Origin of the sequence: Ampullimonas aquatilis (assembly GCF_049675895.1) — a bacterium.
Classification (GTDB): Bacteria; Pseudomonadota; Gammaproteobacteria; order Burkholderiales; family Burkholderiaceae_D; genus Ampullimonas; species Ampullimonas aquatilis.
The window spans coordinates 2,213,911-2,235,682 of the sequence record NZ_CP183834.1; the positions used below are offsets into that span (position 1 = coordinate 2,213,911).

The 21,772-nt window shown below is 45.1% G+C and carries 22 protein-coding genes; 1 reads left to right on the forward strand and 21 read right to left on the reverse strand.

The genetic code is table 11. The annotated features are described in order from the left end of the window. Positions 1-224: 224 nt before the first annotated feature. Both ACMYR3_RS10220 and ACMYR3_RS10225 read right to left on the reverse strand, forming a co-directional pair. Complete coding sequence (locus ACMYR3_RS10220; RefSeq protein WP_424191854.1) at positions 225-1,673, reverse strand: response regulator transcription factor; 1,449 nt, start codon at positions 1,671-1,673, stop codon at positions 225-227. Positions 1,674-2,519: 846 nt separating this feature from the next. Beyond that, positions 2,520-2,948 carry a TOBE domain-containing protein gene (locus ACMYR3_RS10225; protein WP_424191855.1) on the reverse strand — a complete coding sequence of 143 codons (429 nt, stop codon included), beginning with the start codon at positions 2,946-2,948 and terminating at the stop codon, positions 2,520-2,522. Between the two features lie 433 nt (positions 2,949-3,381). On the opposite strand from ACMYR3_RS10225, the gene ACMYR3_RS10230 reads away from it, so the two are divergent. Then, complete coding sequence (locus tag ACMYR3_RS10230) at positions 3,382-4,200, forward strand: TOBE domain-containing protein (protein ID WP_424191856.1); 819 nt, start codon at positions 3,382-3,384, stop codon at positions 4,198-4,200. Positions 4,201-4,844: 644 nt separating this feature from the next. On the opposite strand, the gene ACMYR3_RS10235 is transcribed toward ACMYR3_RS10230, so the two are convergent. From ACMYR3_RS10235 to ACMYR3_RS10325, 19 genes are all read right to left on the reverse strand, one after another. Next, complete coding sequence (locus ACMYR3_RS10235) at positions 4,845-5,543, reverse strand: NAD(P)H-dependent oxidoreductase (RefSeq protein ID WP_424191857.1); 699 nt, start codon at positions 5,541-5,543, stop codon at positions 4,845-4,847. A gap of 172 nt (positions 5,544-5,715) precedes the next feature. After that, positions 5,716-6,150, reverse strand: a complete 435-nt coding sequence (locus ACMYR3_RS10240; protein ID WP_424191858.1) for a tautomerase family protein — start codon at positions 6,148-6,150, stop codon at positions 5,716-5,718. Positions 6,151-6,170: 20 nt separating this feature from the next. After that, positions 6,171-6,938: an SDR family oxidoreductase gene (locus tag ACMYR3_RS10245; protein ID WP_424191859.1), complete on the reverse strand. Its 768-nt coding sequence runs from the start codon at positions 6,936-6,938 to the stop codon at positions 6,171-6,173. An 83-nt stretch (positions 6,939-7,021) separates the two neighbouring features. Continuing rightward, on the reverse strand, positions 7,022-8,092 hold the full coding sequence (gene dmpG / locus ACMYR3_RS10250) for a 4-hydroxy-2-oxovalerate aldolase (protein ID WP_424191860.1): 1,071 nt from the start codon (positions 8,090-8,092) through the stop codon (positions 7,022-7,024). Continuing rightward, the gene (locus ACMYR3_RS10255; RefSeq protein WP_424191861.1) at positions 8,089-9,015 is read right to left on the reverse strand and encodes an acetaldehyde dehydrogenase (acetylating); all 927 of its coding nucleotides are present in this window, start codon (positions 9,013-9,015) and stop codon (positions 8,089-8,091) included. The genes dmpG and ACMYR3_RS10255 overlap by 4 nt, the downstream gene beginning before the upstream one ends. A 15-nt stretch (positions 9,016-9,030) precedes the next feature. Continuing rightward, positions 9,031-9,240 (reverse strand): tautomerase family protein, encoded by a 210-nt coding sequence (locus tag ACMYR3_RS10260; protein WP_424191862.1) that lies wholly within the window; start codon positions 9,238-9,240, stop codon positions 9,031-9,033. Positions 9,241-9,254: 14 nt separating this feature from the next. Then, positions 9,255-10,583, reverse strand: a complete 1,329-nt coding sequence (locus tag ACMYR3_RS10265) for an acyl-CoA dehydrogenase family protein (protein ID WP_424191863.1) — start codon at positions 10,581-10,583, stop codon at positions 9,255-9,257. Then, the gene (gene dmpH / locus ACMYR3_RS10270; protein WP_424196462.1) at positions 10,522-11,319 is read right to left on the reverse strand and encodes a 2-oxo-3-hexenedioate decarboxylase; all 798 of its coding nucleotides are present in this window, start codon (positions 11,317-11,319) and stop codon (positions 10,522-10,524) included. The genes ACMYR3_RS10265 and dmpH overlap by 62 nt, the downstream gene beginning before the upstream one ends. Positions 11,320-11,321: 2 nt before the next feature. Next, positions 11,322-12,119, reverse strand: a complete 798-nt coding sequence (dmpE, locus tag ACMYR3_RS10275; protein ID WP_424191864.1) for a 2-oxopent-4-enoate hydratase — start codon at positions 12,117-12,119, stop codon at positions 11,322-11,324. A 9-nt stretch (positions 12,120-12,128) separates the two neighbouring features. Next, the gene (locus tag ACMYR3_RS10280) at positions 12,129-13,589 is read right to left on the reverse strand and encodes a 2-hydroxymuconic semialdehyde dehydrogenase (RefSeq protein WP_424191865.1); all 1,461 of its coding nucleotides are present in this window, start codon (positions 13,587-13,589) and stop codon (positions 12,129-12,131) included. Between the two features lie 182 nt (positions 13,590-13,771). Continuing rightward, positions 13,772-14,833, reverse strand: a complete 1,062-nt coding sequence (locus ACMYR3_RS10285) for an NADH:ubiquinone reductase (Na(+)-transporting) subunit F (RefSeq protein WP_424191866.1) — start codon at positions 14,831-14,833, stop codon at positions 13,772-13,774. A 9-nt stretch (positions 14,834-14,842) separates the two neighbouring features. Next, entirely contained in the window at positions 14,843-15,199 is a 357-nt protein-coding gene (locus ACMYR3_RS10290) for a phenol hydroxylase subunit P4 (RefSeq protein WP_424191867.1), read from the reverse strand. A 71-nt stretch (positions 15,200-15,270) separates the two neighbouring features. Then, complete coding sequence (locus tag ACMYR3_RS10295) at positions 15,271-16,791, reverse strand: aromatic/alkene/methane monooxygenase hydroxylase/oxygenase subunit alpha (RefSeq protein ID WP_424191868.1); 1,521 nt, start codon at positions 16,789-16,791, stop codon at positions 15,271-15,273. 14 nt (positions 16,792-16,805) lie between these two features. After that, positions 16,806-17,075: an MmoB/DmpM family protein gene (locus ACMYR3_RS10300; protein WP_424191869.1), complete on the reverse strand. Its 270-nt coding sequence runs from the start codon at positions 17,073-17,075 to the stop codon at positions 16,806-16,808. Between the two features lie 9 nt (positions 17,076-17,084). Beyond that, positions 17,085-18,077, reverse strand: coding sequence for an aromatic/alkene monooxygenase hydroxylase subunit beta (locus ACMYR3_RS10305; RefSeq protein ID WP_424191870.1), 993 nt, complete (start codon positions 18,075-18,077; stop codon positions 17,085-17,087). Between the two features lie 47 nt (positions 18,078-18,124). Further along, entirely contained in the window at positions 18,125-18,382 is a 258-nt protein-coding gene (locus ACMYR3_RS10310) for a phenol hydroxylase subunit (protein WP_424191871.1), read from the reverse strand. A gap of 8 nt (positions 18,383-18,390) precedes the next feature. After that, positions 18,391-19,326 (reverse strand): catechol 2,3-dioxygenase, encoded by a 936-nt coding sequence (locus ACMYR3_RS10315; protein ID WP_424191872.1) that lies wholly within the window; start codon positions 19,324-19,326, stop codon positions 18,391-18,393. Positions 19,327-19,363: 37 nt separating this feature from the next. Further along, on the reverse strand, positions 19,364-19,681 hold the full coding sequence (locus tag ACMYR3_RS10320) for a 2Fe-2S iron-sulfur cluster-binding protein (RefSeq protein WP_424191873.1): 318 nt from the start codon (positions 19,679-19,681) through the stop codon (positions 19,364-19,366). 346 nt (positions 19,682-20,027) lie between these two features. Next, on the reverse strand, positions 20,028-21,704 hold the full coding sequence (locus tag ACMYR3_RS10325) for a sigma 54-interacting transcriptional regulator (RefSeq protein WP_424191874.1): 1,677 nt from the start codon (positions 21,702-21,704) through the stop codon (positions 20,028-20,030). Positions 21,705-21,772: the final 68 nt, after the last annotated feature.

The window sequence follows — 21,772 nt, forward strand, 5'->3', positions numbered from 1 at the left end:
CAGCCATTTACCAACTCAAAGCAGAAATGAAGAAAAATTTTTACGCTATATAGTTTTATATATAATAATTTTCGTAACGAAATCGACATTCAATACAGATGCCATTAACTATGGTTATTAAAGGAAATAAAATTCAGACGTAATCGAGATTTAAAATCTCATGTGTAAAAGCAATGTTCAGCAGAATCATTTGCTAATGCACCAAACATTAAATACTGATCAAGCTAAGCTACCGCACCGTAACCCACCCCCCGCACAGTTCTGATAATGCTCGCCCTGCGGCCCAATACCATACGCAATCTTCGGATTTGCGCGTCCACTATGCGCTCTGAAACTTGCCCATCAGCCCCCCAAATACCATTCAATATTTGTTGACGACTAAATACCCGACCTGGTGTAGTAATTAAATATTGCAGTAATTGAAATTCCTTGGGGCTTGTATGTAACACCCCTCCCTCAAGAGCAACCGTATGCGATATAGGATCAAGTGATAATCCATTAAATTCCAAAAGCTCACGAGTCTTTTGTGATGCGGCACGCCGCAATACAGCCTTAATACGTGCCACAAGTTCAAGTTCGCCAATAGAGTCAGAAATGTGGTCGTCGGCACCGCCTTCAATATTGATAATGCGGTTAGACTCCCTGGCATCAGGACTGATAAACATGATCGGCACTTTGCAAAGATTAATATCACTCCTTACTTTGCTTAAAAATGCTGGCCCAGATAATCTCTGCAAAGACAAATCAACAAGGAGCAAGTCAGGCTTTTCCTGAAGCGCCATCTCCCCCACATCTTTTGCGCTGGAACATAAACCAACCCGAAATCCAGTTTGGCCCAACATTAATTGAATTTTCTGCCCAATCTTAGAGACCTTTTCTATGACTAAAATCTTCTGGGTAGCAGATTCAATATACATAGCTCCATTTTTTTGATTTGAAAAATTACTGGATCCAGTATGTTTCACCCCTGATACAAAACTCAAGTTGCGCGGAGAAAATCGATATCCAATTCCATTAATTGTTTCCAATAAATATTCAGCTTCCGCGCCTAGCCTTAGTCGCAGTCGCATAACGTGGACATCGACTAACCGTGGCTCATAAAACCGCTTGTCACGCCAGACTCGATCGAGAATTTGCTCTCTTCTCAATGCAATCCAAGGATAGGATGCCAAATAAAAAAGCACGTTAAATTCGAGTCGAGTGATTCTGAATGGCTGCCCGTTGAAAGTTGCTGACTTGTTAGCAGGGTCAAGTCTTAACCCATCAAACTCAATAGGAATCCCGCAGTATTCAGGAACTCTTCGTTTCAATAATGCCCTGATGCGAGCAATAATCTCCCTAGGACTCATTGGCAATCTTAAAAACTCATCGGCTCCTTTATTTAATACAGAAATTCGAGTTTTTTCATCACTTTCTGATCCAGTCATAATGACCGAGATATTTTCCGTAAGCGGATCATCTCGCAATGCCTGGACAAAATTGGCAGGTGACTTTTCCAGACTCGCCAACCCCACAATCAGCACATCTGGCAGCGTTCCTCGTCCTGACATCCGCTCCTCACCCATCCACTGCGATTTAACTGCCTGGACATAAAAGCCGGCGCGCTCTAACGAGTAACGTAAGACCTCACGAGTTTCAAAGTTTTCTTCAATGATGAGCACTCTTGCCAACATGATTCACCTCTTATTAAAGACGGCTTTTTTGCCTAAATAAATTTAATAAAATCAGGTGAATCGCCGCTTTGAATCACTTTTATGCGAAAAGAAAATCCAGGAATTAAAATCTCTTCACAATATGCAACTACAAAAACACACGATTCTTTCCCGAGGAAGGAGATAGCCAGATTTGCTCGCACAATCCAATTTCGCTATATCATTATTTGCATAACGCAAATACTAGGCCATCAAGTAATAATCTAATTTGATAGCGATATGACTGAATTTTTGTAGAGGTTGTAAAGAAATTTACAAATTGTTGTATAGTTTTATACATAACGAAGACATGCCATGGGTGGCAAATTTCCCATGCAATTTACTGATGCACTTCAGAGAATATGCTGATGTTTGATATCTGGGTCTCAGCTCTCTATTCGAGAATGAAGCACAACATTCCGAGAAATCCCAGAAACAAAACTTCCGACGATACTAAATTCAAAAGATATGAATACTTGAATAATGTGCGTTAAGCACAAAAATTGAATTAGCCAAGTAAATGACACTGAATACAAATGCAAACTTGTATTCGTATATTGAGACAATGAAATAAAACAGTCAAAACAAAGACTTGAATAATTCTGATGGTTTGAAAACAGTCAACACCTACTTCGGTAAATATGGACTGTAACTTATTACAACGCTGGCAAGAGTAGCTTCTACAGCAGATCCATAAAAAATCAAAAGCGGAACGGTGTCTGTGCTTACAGGCACAGAAACCTAAAATGCCTTTCAATATAAAGACTCTTTTTTAGTCATCTAACAAAAAAGAGCGCACTACTCAATGACAAGTAATGCTGCAATAGCTCAGGAGAGAACGCCTAAAATAGCATGGCTTGCTTTAATCAACGCGGTTGCAGGCGACCCATGCTTTAATCCTAACTCTAACACGGCCTCATTAGTAATAATTGCATAAATGACCGTACCACCGGCTAGCGTTATACCAACCTCACTATTGACAGCCCCCTTCGTTAGACTGGAAATCTTACCTTCTAGTTGATTACGGGCGGAAAAACGCACGTTGGTTTCACCAGCTAAAACAATGACCCAAGGCGCCTTCACGTAGGCAATGGCTTCCATTCCAACTGTCAAACCTAAAGATTGAATACCCCCCTCAGTAACTATACTAACAATTTTGTCACCACCAGGAGTGGTAATTTCTACTTCGGCATTCACGACGCCATTCACAATTGCAGTGATTTTTCCTTTTATGGCATTACGGGCACTGATACTCATTTTGCACTCCCTGAAAGTCAATGAAAGCTAAACTCATTATGGTTTAGCTGTGCCAATTTGGTGGACAATACCCGCAAAGACCCGTAATAAGCCAATCTTTTGGGCAAGTTAATAGAAATTACATTACCGGCTTAAATGCTACACCGTTTTATTAAAAAGTAGACTCATAGCCAATGAAAGCCACAACAACTTGGGCTGTGTCACGCAGGTATCCAAAGGCAAATGCTAGATCAAACGGTTAATAACTGCGATGATCTGTCGCAAGAAAAATTGGTGAATGCGTAAATATGCGATCTAAGGCTTGGTAAAACACTTAGCTAATGGTTCGCATAATCATGCTATGCAAACTTGAGATGCAAAAACAACCATAACGCTTACCAGGAGCACGTCAAATACGTTATAGTCAGCTGCATATAGACTAGACGCATACAAAATGGAACCGACATCCTTACGCCTACTTGGAAAGTTAGAAGTAGACACCGAATTTGGCGCATTTTTGGGTAACACCCGAATAAAACTACTGGAAGCGGTAGAGAGTTACGGGTCAATCTCTCAAGCCGCTAAAGCAGTACCACTCTCATATCGTGCCGCATGGGATGCCATTGATGATATGAATAATCTTGCAGAGCATCCACTAGTCATACGTTCAACAGGTGGCAAAAAAGGTGGTGGCACTCAGCTAACTGATTACGGACGAAAAGTAATTGCGCTTTATCGTGCATTAGAAGCCGAATACCAGGCTGCACTTGATCGTATGACTGCAAGTATGAATGACGATCAAACCGGAGACTTCAAGCACTTCCGTCAGTTATTGAAACGGATGTCCATGAAAACCAGTGCACGCAATCAATTTGCAGGAACAGTGATTGGACTACGCGAAGGTGATGTGGATTTCGAGGTTCGCTTACGAATTGGTAAGAAAGATGAACTGGTAGCGATAATCACCAAAGAATCAGCCGAGACTTTTAATTTGCAAATGGGTTCAGAGGTCAATGCAATTATCAAATCTTCCTCGGTGATGCTTCTTACTGACCCAAATCTGAAAACCACTGCTCGCAATCACTTATGGGGCGAAATTACCCGTATTTTTGAGGGACCAGTCAATTCTGAAATAACGCTTGTGATGCCCAGTGGAAAAACGGTATGTTCCGTTGTCACTCACGATAGTGTCGTTAGATTAGGCCTTACCGCTGGTCAACAAGCTTGTGCTGTTTTCAAAGCATCCGATGTCATTCTTTGTCTATATGCTTGAGCATATTGGATTAAATCAAAGCAATGTTTTCTGAAGCCTAGATCAAATATCACAATAATAAAAACTCTGTGGCAATGCTCAAAACCAATTGTGATTTTAGATTTACTTCTAAGATAACTGCTTGAACTTGAACTCAAATGATTGAGAGAGCCACAAATTCACTCATTTTCGATATTACAAAATATCTAATTTGTAATTTATATGTCAATCTTGAACATCTTGATGAAAGTCGATGTCCGCATCTAGCTAAGAAATGACATTAATTTTCTAATTAACACTTGCTACATGTATGGTCATTCATATCTGTAACAGCCGTTTGAAGCCCACATAAGATTAGCAACCAACCTTAATTGCATCGGCACTATGCGCAGCACCTATCTATTTCAAACTTTCAGATTGATAAGTACACATCAATAACTTCCCGCCACAGTTTGATACTTAAGTTCGCTTCGATATTCAGCGCAGAGTGCCAAGGTAGTAGCAGCAAGGAACATGGCATCAACACCAACCGCAATAAAACTGACATCCACCTTTCGATAACGAATGGCCAGTACTTATCTCTGCAGAAACCCCTACCCGTTTCCCCTTTACTTATCACCCTCTGCAAATCTGTTACACAAATTAGTCTTTAATAAGAAAGTACTTTATTTTCTATAAAACTGATCATCAAAATCATTCAGTGAAGAAAATATAAGTGGAGAACGATCATTTAGTGTCAATAAATGATTTCGGTAGTCATCCAGTATTTTCAATCTAGCCTCGTTACTAATATACGGAACATGATAAGCAGCATAAGAAGGCAATACTGTTAATCCTACATAAGCGAGCATACCTCGCAAGATAGGTTGCAACATTAAATCCAGATCGCCGTGGATAGCCCCTTCCCCAAACATATGAGGCTGCCCACCCAGGCTAAAGGCAAGCATAGCTGATTTCCCAATCAATCCACCTTTATCGTAGATACGACGCCCACCATAACAGAGACCAGAAATAAAAACACGATCTATCCAACCTTTCATTATGGCTGGCATACCAAACCAATATATTGGAAAATTAAAAATTATCATATCAGCCCATTGCAATTTTTTTATCTCTTCAGCAATATCTTCTGAAAAACTCTGATTAGCAAAGGCATTTCTCTGTTCCAGAGCGTAGATTAAATATTCAGAATTGGCGCGCTGACAAAAATCGGATGCGCTTGCTACTGGATTGAAATTCATTGCATACAAATCTGAAACAACAACCTCATGACCTTGCGACCGCATTACATCTACAGCCAGATTTTTCATGGCTGCATTAAATGAATGTGGTTCATTGTGAGCAAAGACAATCAACACATTCATAAATATCTTTTCATCGAAACAATTTAATAAATTTTAAAAAATTCCCCTTGCAATGGGCTATATCACAAGGGGATGGAGGTCAACCAATGTTTTGGAGAAAAAAATTGGTCGAATTGAAAATTTGATATATTAAATTTTTATAAAAAATATTGAATATACAAATCAAGTATCTTTAAAACGATTTCTTCATCAAAGCAGCTTTAGCTCTTTCTTCGACCTCATCTTTACGCAGAATACTGGCTGGCTCACCACCGATTGCCCAATCCTGAGGTTCAATACGTCGACAACTTCCACGAACAAGTTCTCGTCGAACACCCAGTATTTCTACAAGCAAGTCTGTAAAACCAGCAAGTAGTCTATGTCGCTCTTCAACTGGCCTGCCATCAAGCACAATGAATTCAAAATAAGGTGCGTGTAAATTGTTATTAACGACCAGGCCTCCTGAAACTGCAAATTGTTCAGAACGATGTGAAGTAATAAAAGCCCGAACTCTTTCCATCGGAGAACGCAAGACTTCGGCATAAAGACGACATGCCCCAACAAGCAGCTTTTCATCCTGATCGAACGATGTCATTCCTTCAATTAAATGAAAATTGACCACTGGCATAATTTATTCTCCAAAGCTAGTTACGGCAAGCCGCGCCTACGACCAGAATCCAGCATTAGGCTTGAACCTGTCAGTGCATCGGCTTCAGGAGCTAACAGGATTGATACAGCCCAAGCAACCTGTTCAGGTGTGGTGAATCGACCAATTGATGATTCACTCAACATTTCATTAAGAACGACTTCGAGAGACACATTACGAATTGCAGCACGGTCTGCTGCAACTCGCCTTAATCGCTCCGTATCAGCCGGGCCAGGTGCAATTAGATGCGCAGTCACCCCTCTAGGTCCCAACGCCAGACTGAGTTGCCGTACTACGTTCATTAAAGCCGCGTTTGCAACACCGGCAGAGGCAGCATACGCTGTCGGCTCAAAACCATAATGTCCACCTATTGCTACGATTCGAGAACCAATCATCATTCGACTATCCACTGCCCGAACCAGTCTCAACAGACCGCCTACCTTGATATTGACTGCATCAACCATTGTTGCCGTAGATGCTGTCAAAATACCCCCAGCAATACCTACACCAGGACCATGAACGACCATACGTACTGGCCGATTGATAGCCGCCGCAATAGTATCAATCGCCGAATCTGAAGCAATGTCTGCTGCACAGGCAATTAAACCTGGCACTTTCTCTTTCAATGCAAGCAGTGCATTCTGAGAACGAGCTACTGCAATAACAGCAAGGCCGGCTTGACTAAGACGATCAACCAAGGAGCTACCAAATGCGCCTGTTGCACCAACTACAACTGCAATTTCATCTCTATTCTGATTATCTTTGAGCATGTAACCAATCCATCCATTCACTATGATTAAGACCATGATCTTGCTGACTAACGTCAAAATCATCAGTCGTTGACAATCATTATCTATACGACGTTTTCTTTAATTAATCCCCGCTCTTTAGCCATCGTCATTGCCGTATCAATAATCATATCTTCTTGGCCACCAATCATTTTCTTGCGTCCCAATTCAACAAGTATGTCCCGAGCCGGTATTCCAACCTGCTCTGCTGCACGCTTAGCATGCAGCAAGAAAGTAGAATAAACACCGGCAAATCCAAGTGTTAAGGATTCCCTATCAACACGGACAACGTGTTCCATCATGGGAATAATAATTTCTTCTGCCACATCCATAAGCTTGAAAAGATCAATTCCAGTTTTGATACCCATTCGCTCACAGACTGCAGCAAATACCTCCAGCGGCGTATTACCGGCACCCGCCCCCAGGCCTGCAGCAGATCCATCAATCCGACTGGCACCCGCCTCTACCGCAACGATAGAATTGGCGATGCCCATACCCAAGTTATGGTGGCCATGGAAACCAATTTCTGTTTCTGGATTAAGAACCTCACGCAGAGCGTGAATGCGTGCTCTGACATCTTCAGGCAACATATAGCCAGCCGAATCTGTCACATAAATGGTCTGAGCACCATAGCTTTCCATCAACTTACCCTGCTTTGCAATACCATCAGGATCATTAAGGTGTGCCATCATGAGAAAACCCGTGGTATCCATGCCAAGCTTGCGCGCAAATGCAATGTGCTGCGGCGAGGTATCTGCTTCGGTACAGTGAGTAGCGACATGAACGCTGCGCGCACCACAATCATAAGCAGACTGAAGTTCTTTCATCGTTCCCAGACCAGGAATTAAAAGCACAGATATCTTTGCCTGTTTCATCTTTTCGGCAACGGCACTGATATACTCTTCGTTGCTGGCCAAGGCAAATCCATGCTGTAGAGAATTACCACCCAAACCACCACCGTGAGTCACCTGTATATAGGGAACACCTGCCTCATCTAAAGCGGTGGCTACCCTGACCATTTGCTCTACACTGATTTGTTCACGCTTGGCATGCATGCCATCGCGCAGGCACATATCATGAAGAATAATCTTGCGATCCTTCAGATTGCTTTCGGTGCTGTTAATTCTGTTTATCATGCTGCCTCCACAGCTTTGAGTTGAATAGTTCCTGCAAGGATTTCTTCGGCAAACATTTCGGCTGTACGAGTCGCTGCTGCAGTCATGATGTCCAGATTACCGGCATATTTTGGCAAGTAGTCACCAAGACCAGCCACTTCCATGAACACCGACACCCGGTGTCCACGAGGTGTTTCATCAAAGATTGGTCCATTCACCAAGCGATAACCTGGTACGTATTTTTGTACTTCGCCAATCATCTCAAGCACAGAATCGGTTATTTTTTCGATATCAGGAACCTGATCCGTTATGCAGTAAATAGTGTTACGCATAATCAAGGGTGGCTCCGCTGGATTAATAATTGCCAATGCCTTGCCTTTCCGAGCACCACCCACTTGTTCTATTGCACCGGAAGTAGTGTAGGTAAACTCATCCAGATTGGCTCGAGTACCAGGACCAACCGACTTGGACGATAGGCTGGCAATGATTTCGGCATAACTGAGGCTTTGAATCCGCGATACCGAATAGACAATTGGGATTGTTGCCTGACCAGCGCAAGAAATCATATTGACATTCATTTCCAGTTTTCTTGTATGCTGACGCAAATTGACAGGCGGTACGCACAGGGGTCCTATAGCAGCAGGCGTCAGATCAATCATCATCACACCGAGCTCATTGAGCTTGCGACTATTCTCAGCATGTACATAAGCACTAGTCGCATCAAAAGCAATCTGAATATTGTCATTCAACACATGAGGCAGTAGACCATCAACACCTTCTGCCGTAGTTTTCAGCCCCATTTCGCGAGCGCGTGCCAAACCTTCCGACTGAGGATCAATGCCAACCATCCAGACGGGTTCAAGTATTGAACTGCGCTTGAGTTTGTAGATCAAATCTGTACCGATATTTCCTGAACCGATCAAAGCACAACGAATCTTTTTCATGAAACCTATTCCTTCTCAATTAGTAGCATTGCCATCTTCCAGTTTTGATCCAACTGTCACACCAGCAACCGAAAACTCATCTTTATCATGCTGTGTAATCAATATTCTCACTGACTCCGCTTTCACACCTAAACTACGGGTTACTGCTTCTGTAATCGCAGCCACAGCCGCACGCCGCTGTTCAACTGTTCGTCCTTCAAGTAAATGCATCTCAATAATTGGCATACCATTCTCCAAAATTAACCAGTAATTTCTTTGCCGAAAATATGACGGGCAATAACCCACTTCTGGATCTCATTCGTACCTTCGTAGATTTCGGCGATCTTACAATCACGGTAAACCTCCTCAACGTGATAGTGCGATTTGTCATGTCCAAGTTCTCGAGTAAAACCATAGCCGCCAAATATTTGCACGCCATCTCGGGCAAGCTCGCTAGCTAAATTGGTGGCGTACCATTTCGCCATGGCAGCCTCCGGTTCCGGAAAAACCTTTCCTTGGTCCATTCTGAGTGCCGCTTTCAAATAAAGGTTACGAGCATTCTCAATTTCTGTTGCTCGTTCTGCCAACTTGAACTGCCAATACTGAAACTGTCCGATCATCTTGCCAAAAGCCTTACGTGCTTTAAGCCGATCGACCGAATGATCGAACACGGTCTGTGCCATGCCAACTCCGCTGGCAGCAATGCCAATACGACCATATGTGAGTGTTTGCAATGCAATCTTCAATCCGTTACCTACGTCACCCACCACATTTGTCAGCGGCACTTCTACATTGTTGAAATAAATATCAGCTGTCAGCTGACCATGATTGCCGATCTTCTTGTCGGGCTCACCAACGCTCACACCAGTCTGGTTTAAATCAATCACCAGTTCCGTCATCCGCTCACCATCGACACAGAGCAACACAACAAAATCAGCCACAGGCGCATTGGTGATGTAGCGCTTTTGTCCGTTAACAATGTACTTATCGCCATCACGTTGAGCAATTGTGCGCATCACGCTGACAGACAAATCGGTACTGGCATCCGGTTCGGTGGTGGCAAAAGCACCGATCTTTTCTCCTGCGAGCAACGGTGCCAGATAACGAGCCTGCAATTCTGGTGTTGCATGCATCAGAGCATGACCGGCCAGAATGCAGTGCACATCCACAATGGCAGCCACGCTATTAGAGTAATACGCCAACTCCTCAATCAATACCGCTGTTGCCATGGCCGGATAGTAGAGTCCATCGCCCCCCACCTGCTTACCAAATGGAATACGAAAAAGCCCAGCCTGCGCCATCTTCTTAAACAGTTCATACGGAAAATTGGCGACAGACTCTTCCCTATGACCCATTTCCCAGGCAATCGGAGCAAGTTCGGTATCACAAAAGCGGCGCACTTTTTCACGAATTTCCAGTACTTCAATGGGCGTTATCAGATCTTGATAGAGTGCAGGCTGAAGACGGGACGGTTGCCCCGTTTGAGCTCCTGAAAAATCAGGCTTCAAAACCGTCTCCTCATGTTTTTTATTCGACAAAGCGCATGGAGACAACACCCAGTTCTTGGAAACGGGCAATGATGCTATCACCGGGCTTGACTGCAATCGCTTCGGTAATACCACCGCTCATGACAAAACTACCGGCAGGCAAACTCTCATCAAGTTCAGTGAGTATATTGACCAACATGGCAATGGCTTCAGCCGGATGACCGAGTACGGCAGCTGCCGCTCCCGTGGTGACAATCTCACCATTTTTTTCCATCACCACCCCAAGACTACGCAGATCCAGGTCATGGATATAACGAGCACGACCACCTCCCACAAAACGAGCCGATGAACCGTTATCCGCCACAACACTGGGTAAATCAAACTTGAAACCAGAAAAGCGTGAGTCAATAATCTCCACCGCAGGCAAGACATAATCCGTTGCTTCCAGAACATGTTGCGCAGTACAACCAGGGCCCGCCAGGCTCGTCTTCATGACAAAAGCCACTTCACACTCGACGCGAGGATGCACCAGGTCTGCTGTAGAAATTGCAGAACTCTCAGGACGAGCCATACGATCCGTCAGAAAGCCGATTGATGGTACACTCACGCCCATCTGTAGCATCTTGGCTTTTGAAGTAAGACCCGCTTTCCAACCTATCAGCCGATGTCCTTTTGCAACGAAACGTCGTCTCAGCTCGCTCTGCACAGCATAACCATCACCGATGGTCATCTCGGGATATTCATCAGTCAGTTTGGGAATGGCATACGCTCGAGTCTGAGCCCCTTCAATGCGTTCAGTGAGGCGCACAATATCTTCACGCGTCAATGTGATATTCATACTCATGCCGCACTCCTTCCCGTAAACTTGACCCGGCAACTACCAAGGCCACCCACGGTACACACCAGTTCATCACCATCAACTACCGGTACCAGCGCTGACTGCGAGCCAGACAGAATGACCTCACCAGCCTTGAATGGAATACCTAACTGACCCAATGTATTGGCTAACCAGGCAACCGCATTGGCAGGTGAGCCCTGCACCGCGGCACCGACCCCTGTTGAAAATATCTCACCATTTTTTTCCAATACCATACCGGCCAAGGTAATATCCAGCTTGCGCGGATCACCTTTTGTCTTACCCAGAACATACACACCACAAGAAGCATTGTCTGCCACCGTATCCTGAATCTTTATTTTCCAATCGGTAATGCGTGAATCGACAATTTCGAAACAGGGCACTACATAATCAGTTGCACGAATCACATCCATTGCAGTGATGCCCGGTCCTTGCAGATCGTCTTTCAAGACAAAAGCTAGCTCTGCTTCAGCCTTGGGTTGAATCAAAGTATTGAGGTTGATGACATCGCCCTCTTGATAGACCATGTCCGAAGTCAGCTGACCAAAGTCAGGTTGAAATACACCAAGAAAATCCTGCACCGGCTTACTGGTCACACCAATTTTCTTGCCAACGATTGCTTCACCAGCCACAACCCGTCGTTCAATAAATCGCAACTGTATGCGATAGGCCTCATCCAGTGTCATTGCCGGTTCCCGTTCAAGTAGCGGTAGTACCGTGCGACGAGTACGCCACGCTTCGTAGAGCTCGTCACCATACTGCTCAATCTTGCTGTCATCCATGATTATTCCTTAGAGCTTCACACAAATATTGCGGGTCTCGGTATAAAATTCCAGCGAATGAACGCCACCCTCACGGCCAATACCAGATTGCTTGGAACCACCAAAAGGGGTACGCAAATCTCTCAGGAACCAACTGTTGATCCAGGTAATGCCAACCTCAACCCGGCCTGCAACTCGATGAGCTCGTGCCAGATTAGTCGTCCAGATGGTTGTTGATAATCCATAATCATTAGCATTTGCCAATGCCACCACTTCGCTCTCACTGTCAAATGGACAAATATGACAGCAAGGACCAAAGATCTCCTCTTGCACAACCGCCGCCGTTTCTGGCAAACCAGTCCAGATAGTTGGCTGAATCCAGGCACCCTCCGTCAGCTCTCCAGAGAGATTGGGTACGCCGCCACCGGTAACAACTGTTGCACCAGCTTCCACGGCCTTGCGATAATAAGAAAGTACTTTCTGGCGATGCTCCTGGCTGATCAGAGGACCATAGTCGGTATCATGATTTTCTGGACGACCAAACCTTACAGCCTCAGCCTTGATCTTCAGCGCCTGCACAAAGCGCTCAAATATCGGTCGCTCAACATAGACACGCTCTGTACCCAGACAAACCTGGCCAGAATTTAAAAAAGATGAGCGGAAGATCCCTTCAATGGCAGCATCAAAATCACAGTCAGCGAAAACAATACCGGCATTCTTGCCACCAAGCTCAAAGGAAACATCTCGCATACCATCTGAAGCTGCTTTCATGATTGCCGCGCCCGTACGAGTTTCACCTGTAAAGGTAATAGCATCAACACCCTGATGATGAGTCAAAAACTCACCGGCAGAATCAGGCCCAAAACCATGAATCACGTTATAAACTCCCTTGGGAATACCAACCTGATTCATTACTTCACCCAGCAATGCTGCCGTCTGTGGCGTTTCTTCAGATGGCTTGACAACAACCGTATTGCCACATGCCAGAGCCGGACCAACTTTCCATGTCATCAATAGAAATGGTGCATTCCAGGGACTAATCACAGCCACCACACCCTTGGGAACACGAATGGCATAATTCAATGCACCACGGCCATCCGGTGTCGGCATTTGAAAAGACTCATTAGGCACATTTTTGACTACATCAGCAAAGACCTTGAAGTTTGCCGCACCACGTGGAATAAATGCATGAGTCATAACATGGTGTGGTTGCCCCGTATCTGCCATTTCAGCCTCAACAAAATCATCAAAACGACGAGTGATTTCATTGGCAACGCCATATAAAAGATCGACGCGTTGATCTGTAGTCAGGCCACCCCACTCTCCCTGCAAAGCGTTACGAGCAGCCGTGACTGCTGCATTGACTTCTTCTTTTCCGGCCTCAGTTATGCGAGCAATCACCTTGTTATCTAGTGGTGATCGCTTCTCAAAAGTCTTGCCACTATCAGCAGCAACAAACTCTCCATTTATAAAATTTTTAATTAAATTCATGATGCCCCACGTTGGTCGTTATTCTGATCTGCTGCACTGCTTGACGTCTCCACTTCATTACGGAACCCAGACAAACACTATCGCTTAGAATTTGAATAGTTGTAGTCTATGCAGCCAACAAAATACCGTCCAATACCTTTTAATGGCACACTTAATACCTAATAGGTAAGCACGATAGAATCTTAGATAGCCTTGAATAACGGACTACGTACTTGCTGTGCATCAGCAGCAGAAATAAATTTTTCTGTGTAGATATCACGCTCAAATAGTCGCCCTTGCATCAGCGTGGTAATACAAGCATCAATCATCAGAGGAGGGCCACATAGGTAGGCCTTATAACCGCGAAAATCATTGTTGAAGCACTCTTTTGCAGCCTCATGCACAAAGCCTCGAAAACCGTACCAGTCCGAATCTTTCGGCTCATTTGATAAGGTCGGAAAGTAACGGAAATTTGTATATTTTTTTGCAAGTTCTAGAAATTCTTCGTGGTAGTACAGCTCTTCACGGCTACGCTGTCCATATATCAAGGTGATTGGTAAATCAAAGCCCTCTGTCAACAAATCAAGAATCATTGAACGCGGACTCGACAAACCAGAGCCACCTGCCATGAACATCACAGGTACTTGAGCAGACTTCTTCACAAAGAAGCGACCATATGGTCCGGACAAGCTCAGACGATCATCAATTTGCAATTTTTCATGAATATAAGCCGTTCCCTGGCCTCCTGAAACAATACGTATATTGAGCTCAATCAAACCCGCTTCTGAAGGAGGACTGGCAATCGAAAATGCCCGATTACCGATGCCATTCGGTAAATCAAGATTAATGTATTGTCCTGCCTGAAAATCCATACCATCAGGTGCATCAAGTTTGATCCACAGCCCTTTAATGGTCGGTGTTAAATTTTCAATATGATGAACAACCCCATTGAAATCGCGTACCGGCAAATTCTCGGCATCGGCATCCACATCAATTTCTGCCTCGATAACCAAGTCACTCTGAGCGGTTGCACAACAGGCCAGACATTTCTGTTCATCACGTTCAAAGTCCATCAATGCAAAACTGGATGCCTCGCCATGTTCCACCTCACCATCAGCCACCTGTACCTTGCAAGTAGCACATAAACCATGACAACAGGCATGAGGCAAATAAATGCCGGCTCTCAATGCGGCATCCAGGATGGTTTGCCCTTCCTCAATATCAATGGTCTGACCAAGCGGTTCAATAGTCAGCTGATAGCTCATCGTACTCCCCTATACCGCAGCACAAAGCGTATTGAGATTAGGTGTACGCAGACGGATTTGATCCTTGTGTCTCACCTCATTATGAAGCAAGCTAGAATCAAAATTTGGTACCCAAGGTTGATTTGATTTGAGCCACTCGACCTTACCCCAATCGAGAACTGCAATATCGGAGTCCGCTTGCAACAATGCGGTCAAAGGGCCTTCAATTACTTCTCTAAACGTCATCTGTGGCGAAACACACAGCAGGAAAGGTGCTGCAAATAATAAATGATGATCCCAGCTTACATAAACAAGCTGTTTACCATGGAAGTTGGTCACATGATCACGCGGCACACCAACATATTCTTTCAATGCAACTGTAGACATACTTTTCTTGCCTTCTATTATTGGGATAAAGGGTCACAATGGCGTTATTACACCCCATCTGACGATGCAAACTATTGATTGGTAGTCGCTATGCCGCGCCAATCCTGGAAATTTTGTTGATCTTGAGAACCATTAAAATCACCATTGTCCAAGCCATCTTTCAAGCTCACCCATTCCATCCATGCTGCTAGATCACCATTAATCGGTTTTTGAAATAACTGGGGCATGGGTAACCATGCCTGAACGTACTTCTCAGGTTCGTTCATGAAAATGTCCTGACAGTGATCTGAACAGAAGTGATATTTATCCCCCTTGTACTCAGTCTCGCGGTGGCAGCTCATAGTCGGATCACCAGGCTCAGTAAATACAACGGGCAACTGGCAGGTCTGGCACAACTTAGCCAAACCGTAATTCTTAAACGGCGTGCCAGCAGCAGCAAGCTCTTTGATATGATTCCAACGTGGACGATAGTATTTGTCAAAAGTAGTTGGATACTTGCTGGATAACCAGTCCATGTCAGCATCAGTCGGAATCCAGCTGTGAAAGGCCGTGCCGAAACTCCATTGGTACAGCCCCAACATGAATTGGTGCGACATATGATCAATGGCCTCACCAGCATCACGCCATCCTTTAGGTGCACGAATACCATAGCGTGCCAAGTCCTTAAACAAAGCCCCCCCATTTTCCTCACCATAGATTTCCCAAGCTTCTCGCCATGACATCACACGCTTGGGCAACATGTAATCCATCATCGTACTGACCAAACCCAGTACACGAAAACCGCGCCAGAACCACTTGTCAATCCAGCTCTGCACAATTGGCAGATTAGCTGGATCCTGTTCAAGCATAAACTTGATGCACTCCAGACCAAGCGTCATATGCCGAGCCTCATCTGACTGAGCTGAAAAACCAAAGGTTACGGTAGCCATATCACCGTTGTAAGCCGCACCAGACATGAAGGGAACGAAGAGCAGATTGGTCAACACATACTCAAACGAGAAACCAATGGCAATCATGAACTCAAACGGCCCAGCTGACATTGCATCATCAAAAAACGAACGGGCTACCGAGGTATACCAGATGCGATCACGCTGATCTGCAAAGGCATGAAAGCCGTTGTAGTACTTGTTATAATTCGACATCGCATGAATTTGCGTCTGTGCATGCCTAATCTCATCAATGGCTTGCATCTGGCAGGCCACCTGAGTACCGACACCAGGGAACTCCCTTCCGACCCGCGCAAAGCCTTTATGAGCTGCATATTCACCGGGACTAATCGCCTGCAGGAAGATTTTCAGAGCACTAAGATAACGCGCATCAGTGATATTAAGATGGCCATTGTTTTGTGCGTGTGCATCAATGATTGCGTAGAACTTACGTTCTTTCTCGGCCTGATATTTCCAATATGAATCCATAGTCAGACGAAAGGGGTCTTCCCACTTGTTCCAATCGTGGATCTTGATCCCTTCATAATGTACATAGGGAAAAACTTCATTCATGCTATGGTAAGTCGTATCCCAGCCTAGATCACGGGTCAGCAACTTGTATTTCTCTTTTAGTCCTAGCTTCTTTTTTGACACTTTCATATCCATTTCGATCTCCTCAATCAACTATTCCAGCTCAGGGTTAGTGTCTCATCATCTTCAATCACGTTACCAGTAAGCGTGATCAAATTGACATGCAGTTCCTGTAAATCAAATTCGCGACCAATCTGTTTTTCTATAGTCGATTTACGAATTATCAGCTTGTTAGGCGCATCAATCTTGACCATCGCAGGCTGACGATTGACCACTGCCGTCGGGTTGTCGATCTCAATCGACTCAATGATTGGACGAGTTTCATCATTGGCTTGCAAAGCAATAAATACAGTAGACATTGATGCCTCTCAGATAGTGATGCCGATTCTTTCCATTCGCACCGTAAAGGCGGCGAGCTCTTCACCCACGGCCTCATCGACTTGAGACCCCAGACCCAGCTCTATCACTGGCACGATCGCAGAAGCAGCTCGACTACTCCACGTACGTATCCACTCTTGCAATACTTCGCGGTTATCTCCTGACTCGGCAGCGGCTACTTTCAGCACTGCATCGACCCACTTACGGGTTTCGTCAAACCAATCATTCATGAATTGAGTCAGCATAGCAACTGCAGCACCACCACGTATAGATAGTTGGTCACCGACAATACGTTCATACACCAGCGGATAAAGTAGACCATCCAGTGCAACATTCTGCGCAACAAAGAGCTCAAAAGGATCTCTTAGTACTAGACAATCCTCAACATAACGACGCAAGGGCTGCCAAGTGACATTCTCAAGCCAAGCTTGCTTGCCGGCATCAAGCGCTTCCACTCCACCGAGGAGTAAGCCGAGCCGTGACAAGTATTGAGCAATGCCGAGATTATCCATCGCGTGATACATACACGGTTGGGTAAAGGTTGTGCCATAGCCATAACCACAAATGAACGTATTATTCTGATTTGCACCCCATGCCACATGACGTAATGGCACCAATACATTAAGGGCTATCCCACGCAGTTCCTCAGGCAACATTTCAGCCAACCCTCGTAATTCGACAAAGCTGAAGTTGGCCTCTGTGGTTTCTTGCTGTCGCGCCCGTGCCAGGGTATAGGTGTTGTAGTAGAACTGGCGCGGATCTTTCAGTGCATACCAGTCTTGCATCACGATTCGCGTGATTTTTGCATCGTACAAATCCTGCTCGGGATCCCAAGTAGGCTTGTAATGAAGATTCTCTTCGGCCTGGATATCGTAACTACCCTCCTGATATCGTGATGCTGGCTTATTACCGAAACGTCTTATCAGATGATCGAAAGCTTGGCGTTGCGGCTCAATGCTGACCGTGCGAAGGTCAATTTGCATAGTGTTTCTCCTTTAGAAAATACCATTCAAGGCAGATCGGCATTTAATTATTTGAATCGAGTTTGTGTGGCATCGGAAAGTTTCCAATCCCAATCATTGGTCATTAAGTCCGCGTCTCTTGCCGACAATAATTCCACCGCGTTAGTTGTACAGAATTCTGCAAACTCTTCACGACCAAGGATCATCTCAACGAAAATTTCCGGTTCTCCAATCGCGAATTCGAATTCGACAAAACCATTACTACGCTCTCCATACACTCGAACGAAGCGGCGTCTAATGTCGATTGACGGCTTTCCGATATGCATAATGGCCCTCAACTAACAACGGTCAGAAATGTTTCATGTAACTTACGCTGAACATAGTCAAGCCCACCGCCACCGCCAACCCCCTCGAAGGTCCAGGTCAATGGTTCGTGGTCAGGATAGGGATGACGATCTTCCTTGAAGGTTTCAAAACGATTACCTGATGGATCCCATGCGTAGATCGTGCACCCACGAGTGACACCGTGACGTGTAGGTCCGATATCGACAGGGACTTTGTGCATTGACATAATGTCACCTGCTCTCAGCACATCCTGCCATGAATCCATCAAAAATGAACAGTGATGTAATTTGCCCGGCTCGGGGAACTCACCAAAAGCGATGTCATGTGACTTCATTGAACAACTCATGAAGATCACCATATTGCCGGTACCTTCTGGATTGAGAATCCGCTCCACCAAATTAAACCCAAGAACTTCCGTGAATATTTTTTGTACAGCCGCAATATTGGGACCATACAAAAGCAGATGATCAAAACGTCTAGGGGCCATGCCTTTCATCGTACTCGGGCTCCACGGGGTTGGATCAATGAGACCACACCCATTGCCCACCACCTTCTTCTCTGCATACAACTCAATCAAATGACCACTTGGAACTTCGAATCGGACACGCTCCCCTGTTTCCAGCATATCGCCAGCAGGGATACGTTCAGTTTTTATTCCATAGTCACGCAGATCGGCCTCAAACTTATTGAGCGTTGCATGATTAAGTACTTTGTAACCCACAAAATCCAGTCCAGCCCGATCAGTCTGACGCAAGACAATACTGTTGTGATCAAGTTCATCCCAGCATTTAAGATAGACACGCCCCTGAGCATCTCGGCCTGTCTCTTCAAGGCCCATGATGTCTCGATAATGTCTTACTCCTTCTTCGATATCCAGCACGCGTATCTGTGCATGCCCCGGACGTAACACGCCTGTCATTGCCATGGTTTTGTCTCCTTTTATTGATTTATCAAACAGAATTTCAGCGATAGGTTGTAGATTTACAGACGGATTTCTGCAACTTTCCAATCACTTTTAAAGAAAGATTACTAGAGGGATAAACACGACATGCGAGCAAGCGCTGATTAGCTAGATCATCTTCATTGACGTGATCCTTGCTCATGATCTTGGATTTAAAATCTCCGGCAAGGATTTCAATTTTGCAAACGCCACAGCCACCACCCCGGCAACCAGATGGAATACCCCGCAAACCGGTTCGGCACATAGCCTCCAGCAAAGACTCCTGCGAAGTACAGAAGTAAGTAAATCCTGTCTCAACGATGCGGACTTCGTGTTTCATGTCTCCTCCATTTTCGAACTGACGTTTACGTCAATCGACGGTTTTAAATTACCGCTTGCAGGCTTTCTTCAACATGTATAACGCACAGCTTATGCCAAGAAGTCAAATCATTGATTTATATATGAAATATCTAAATACTCATGCATCAGATCTACCTGAAGCATGACGTTTTTGTGCACTCGGGAATAGTGCCGTACAAAAGCGTCAAGCTGCAACGCAGCAAGTTTGTCGAGTAAAAATTGAAAATTGAAAAGGATAAAAGACTGTACTAACTGCATAAAGTTGGTAAAAGTCTTTGGATCAGACATGGGAAACTGTTGTCGTCACAACAGTGGTTCAGGAACTATCAGGCTGCTGGAACGATGCCTTGACGCAGTCGATATGCAAGCTGACGACGAGTGATGCCTAGCAAGCGTGCTGCATGAGTAAGATTGCCGTTGGCCCGACGAACAGCCAGTTCCAACAAACGGGTTTCATGGCTCTCAAGATCAAAGCCCTCTTGTAGAAGCGTTTCACAAATACGAGTGTAACTAGCTTCATCTTCATTTCCGACTACGCCAGAATGATCAACTTCTGCACCAGAAGTTAAGAGCGATACACCACCGGCAAACAAGTGATTGATCTCGATCAGCCCACCATTCTGTGCCAATAGCACGCCACGCTCAATGAGATTTTGTAGTTCACGTACATTACCCGGCCATTGATAGGCCATTAAGGCTTGCATAGCACGATCACTAATTCCCTTAATTTTTTTGTGATACGAGTTTTCGTATTTTTCAATTAACGATGTCGCCAGAAGTGGAATATCGCTGCGACGCTCACGCAATGGTGGAATCACCACAGGATAAGTAGCCAGTCGATAATAGAGATCTGCCCGAAAACGTCCAAGAGCAATCGCTTTTTGCAGATCGACATTGGTTGCCGCAATCAGTCGTACATCGATCTTGCGAGTCTGCTCATCACCGAGTCGCTCCACTTCACCAGTCTGCAAAACCCGTAATAGTTTGACTTGAGCAGCAGGTGATAAATCACCCACTTCATCCAAAAATAATGTACCGCCATGCGCCCGTTCAAAACGGCCCAGCCGGGAAGTCTGAGCACCTGTATAGGCACCCTTCTGAACACCAAATAATTCGGCCTCTATCAAGTCGTGTGGAATGGCTGCACAATTGACTGCCACAAAGGGCTGATTTGATCGGTTACCATGCTCGTGCAGCCAGCGTTCAAACACCTCCTTGCCGACACCCGTTTCACCAAGCAGCAATACTGTGATTGAACTACTGGCGGCCTTGCTTAATAAGTCAAAGGCATTACGAAAGCCACTGGAGGCACCGATCAAATTACCAGTTGACTGTGCCGCATAGAGCGTTTTACGCAAATGCGATAACTCTTCCCGCATTTCATCAAACTGACTTTGAATATTTTCTGGCTTGAAATAGTTGAGATAGGCATCATCACCCCACTCTTCAGCGGGCTTGGCGACGACATAACAATGGCTATCACCCTTGGCAACACAGGAGGTTTCTCGAAAAACGATAAATCGGTTGAAAAACTGAGTAACAAAACCAGACGCGTAACCAACCAGGCTCCAGCACACAGCATCGTCACCAATTCCAAATTGCTGCAAATGCGAATCAGCCTCCCAGGAGTTCTCCCATACGACTTCACCAGTAAAACTGCCGCGCTCCCAGTCAAGTTCGGACTTGACTATCTTTGCTCTGACCAAGCCCGCAAAAGCATGTAACTCTGGGCCAATACAAAGTACATCATATGGATCAGCAGAACCGAGCAACGTCTTGGCAAGCTCGGCATCCTGTTGCCCAGAAGTGAAACCCATACGCACCAGCAAACCACGAGCGCGCTCTTCGCCCAGCGAGTCAAACAATTCTCGACGCAGCGCTCCCATTGAACGAGCATGAAGCAGCAACATGCGATTTTCGTCGAGCCAGATTTCACCTCGCTCAACATTAAATCGCAATCGAGACCGTAAATTGAACTGCTCGATAAGCTTTTGCCTTGTCATGGCTGTCTCCTGGCCTCCTAGTGCCATAGTTGTGCAGTGCTCAATTTTACAGCCAGCCACGCAACGTT

Coding starts and splice junctions, on each gene's coding strand:
- ACMYR3_RS10220 (WP_424191854.1), bottom strand. CDS start 1,673: ATGTTGGCAAGAGTGCTCATCATTGAAGAAAACTTTGAAACTCGTGAG.
- ACMYR3_RS10225 (WP_424191855.1), bottom strand. CDS start 2,948: ATGAGTATCAGTGCCCGTAATGCCATAAAAGGAAAAATCACTGCAATT.
- ACMYR3_RS10230 (WP_424191856.1), top strand. CDS start 3,382: ATGGAACCGACATCCTTACGCCTACTTGGAAAGTTAGAAGTAGACACC.
- ACMYR3_RS10235 (WP_424191857.1), bottom strand. CDS start 5,543: ATGAATGTGTTGATTGTCTTTGCTCACAATGAACCACATTCATTTAAT.
- ACMYR3_RS10240 (WP_424191858.1), bottom strand. CDS start 6,150: ATGCCAGTGGTCAATTTTCATTTAATTGAAGGAATGACATCGTTCGAT.
- ACMYR3_RS10245 (WP_424191859.1), bottom strand. CDS start 6,938: ATGCTCAAAGATAATCAGAATAGAGATGAAATTGCAGTTGTAGTTGGT.
- dmpG (WP_424191860.1), bottom strand. CDS start 8,092: ATGATAAACAGAATTAACAGCACCGAAAGCAATCTGAAGGATCGCAAG.
- ACMYR3_RS10255 (WP_424191861.1), bottom strand. CDS start 9,015: ATGAAAAAGATTCGTTGTGCTTTGATCGGTTCAGGAAATATCGGTACA.
- ACMYR3_RS10260 (WP_424191862.1), bottom strand. CDS start 9,240: ATGCCAATTATTGAGATGCATTTACTTGAAGGACGAACAGTTGAACAG.
- dmpH (WP_424196462.1), bottom strand. CDS start 11,319: ATGAATATCACATTGACGCGTGAAGATATTGTGCGCCTCACTGAACGC.
- dmpE (WP_424191864.1), bottom strand. CDS start 12,119: ATGGATGACAGCAAGATTGAGCAGTATGGTGACGAGCTCTACGAAGCG.
- ACMYR3_RS10280 (WP_424191865.1), bottom strand. CDS start 13,589: ATGAATTTAATTAAAAATTTTATAAATGGAGAGTTTGTTGCTGCTGAT.
- ACMYR3_RS10285 (WP_424191866.1), bottom strand. CDS start 14,833: ATGAGCTATCAGCTGACTATTGAACCGCTTGGTCAGACCATTGATATT.
- ACMYR3_RS10290 (WP_424191867.1), bottom strand. CDS start 15,199: ATGTCTACAGTTGCATTGAAAGAATATGTTGGTGTGCCGCGTGATCAT.
- ACMYR3_RS10295 (WP_424191868.1), bottom strand. CDS start 16,791: ATGGATATGAAAGTGTCAAAAAAGAAGCTAGGACTAAAAGAGAAATAC.
- ACMYR3_RS10300 (WP_424191869.1), bottom strand. CDS start 17,075: ATGTCTACTGTATTTATTGCTTTGCAAGCCAATGATGAAACTCGTCCA.
- ACMYR3_RS10305 (WP_424191870.1), bottom strand. CDS start 18,077: ATGCAAATTGACCTTCGCACGGTCAGCATTGAGCCGCAACGCCAAGCT.
- ACMYR3_RS10310 (WP_424191871.1), bottom strand. CDS start 18,382: ATGCATATCGGAAAGCCGTCAATCGACATTAGACGCCGCTTCGTTCGA.
- ACMYR3_RS10315 (WP_424191872.1), bottom strand. CDS start 19,326: ATGGCAATGACAGGCGTGTTACGTCCGGGGCATGCACAGATACGCGTG.
- ACMYR3_RS10320 (WP_424191873.1), bottom strand. CDS start 19,681: ATGAAACACGAAGTCCGCATCGTTGAGACAGGATTTACTTACTTCTGT.
- ACMYR3_RS10325 (WP_424191874.1), bottom strand. CDS start 21,704: ATGACAAGGCAAAAGCTTATCGAGCAGTTCAATTTACGGTCTCGATTG.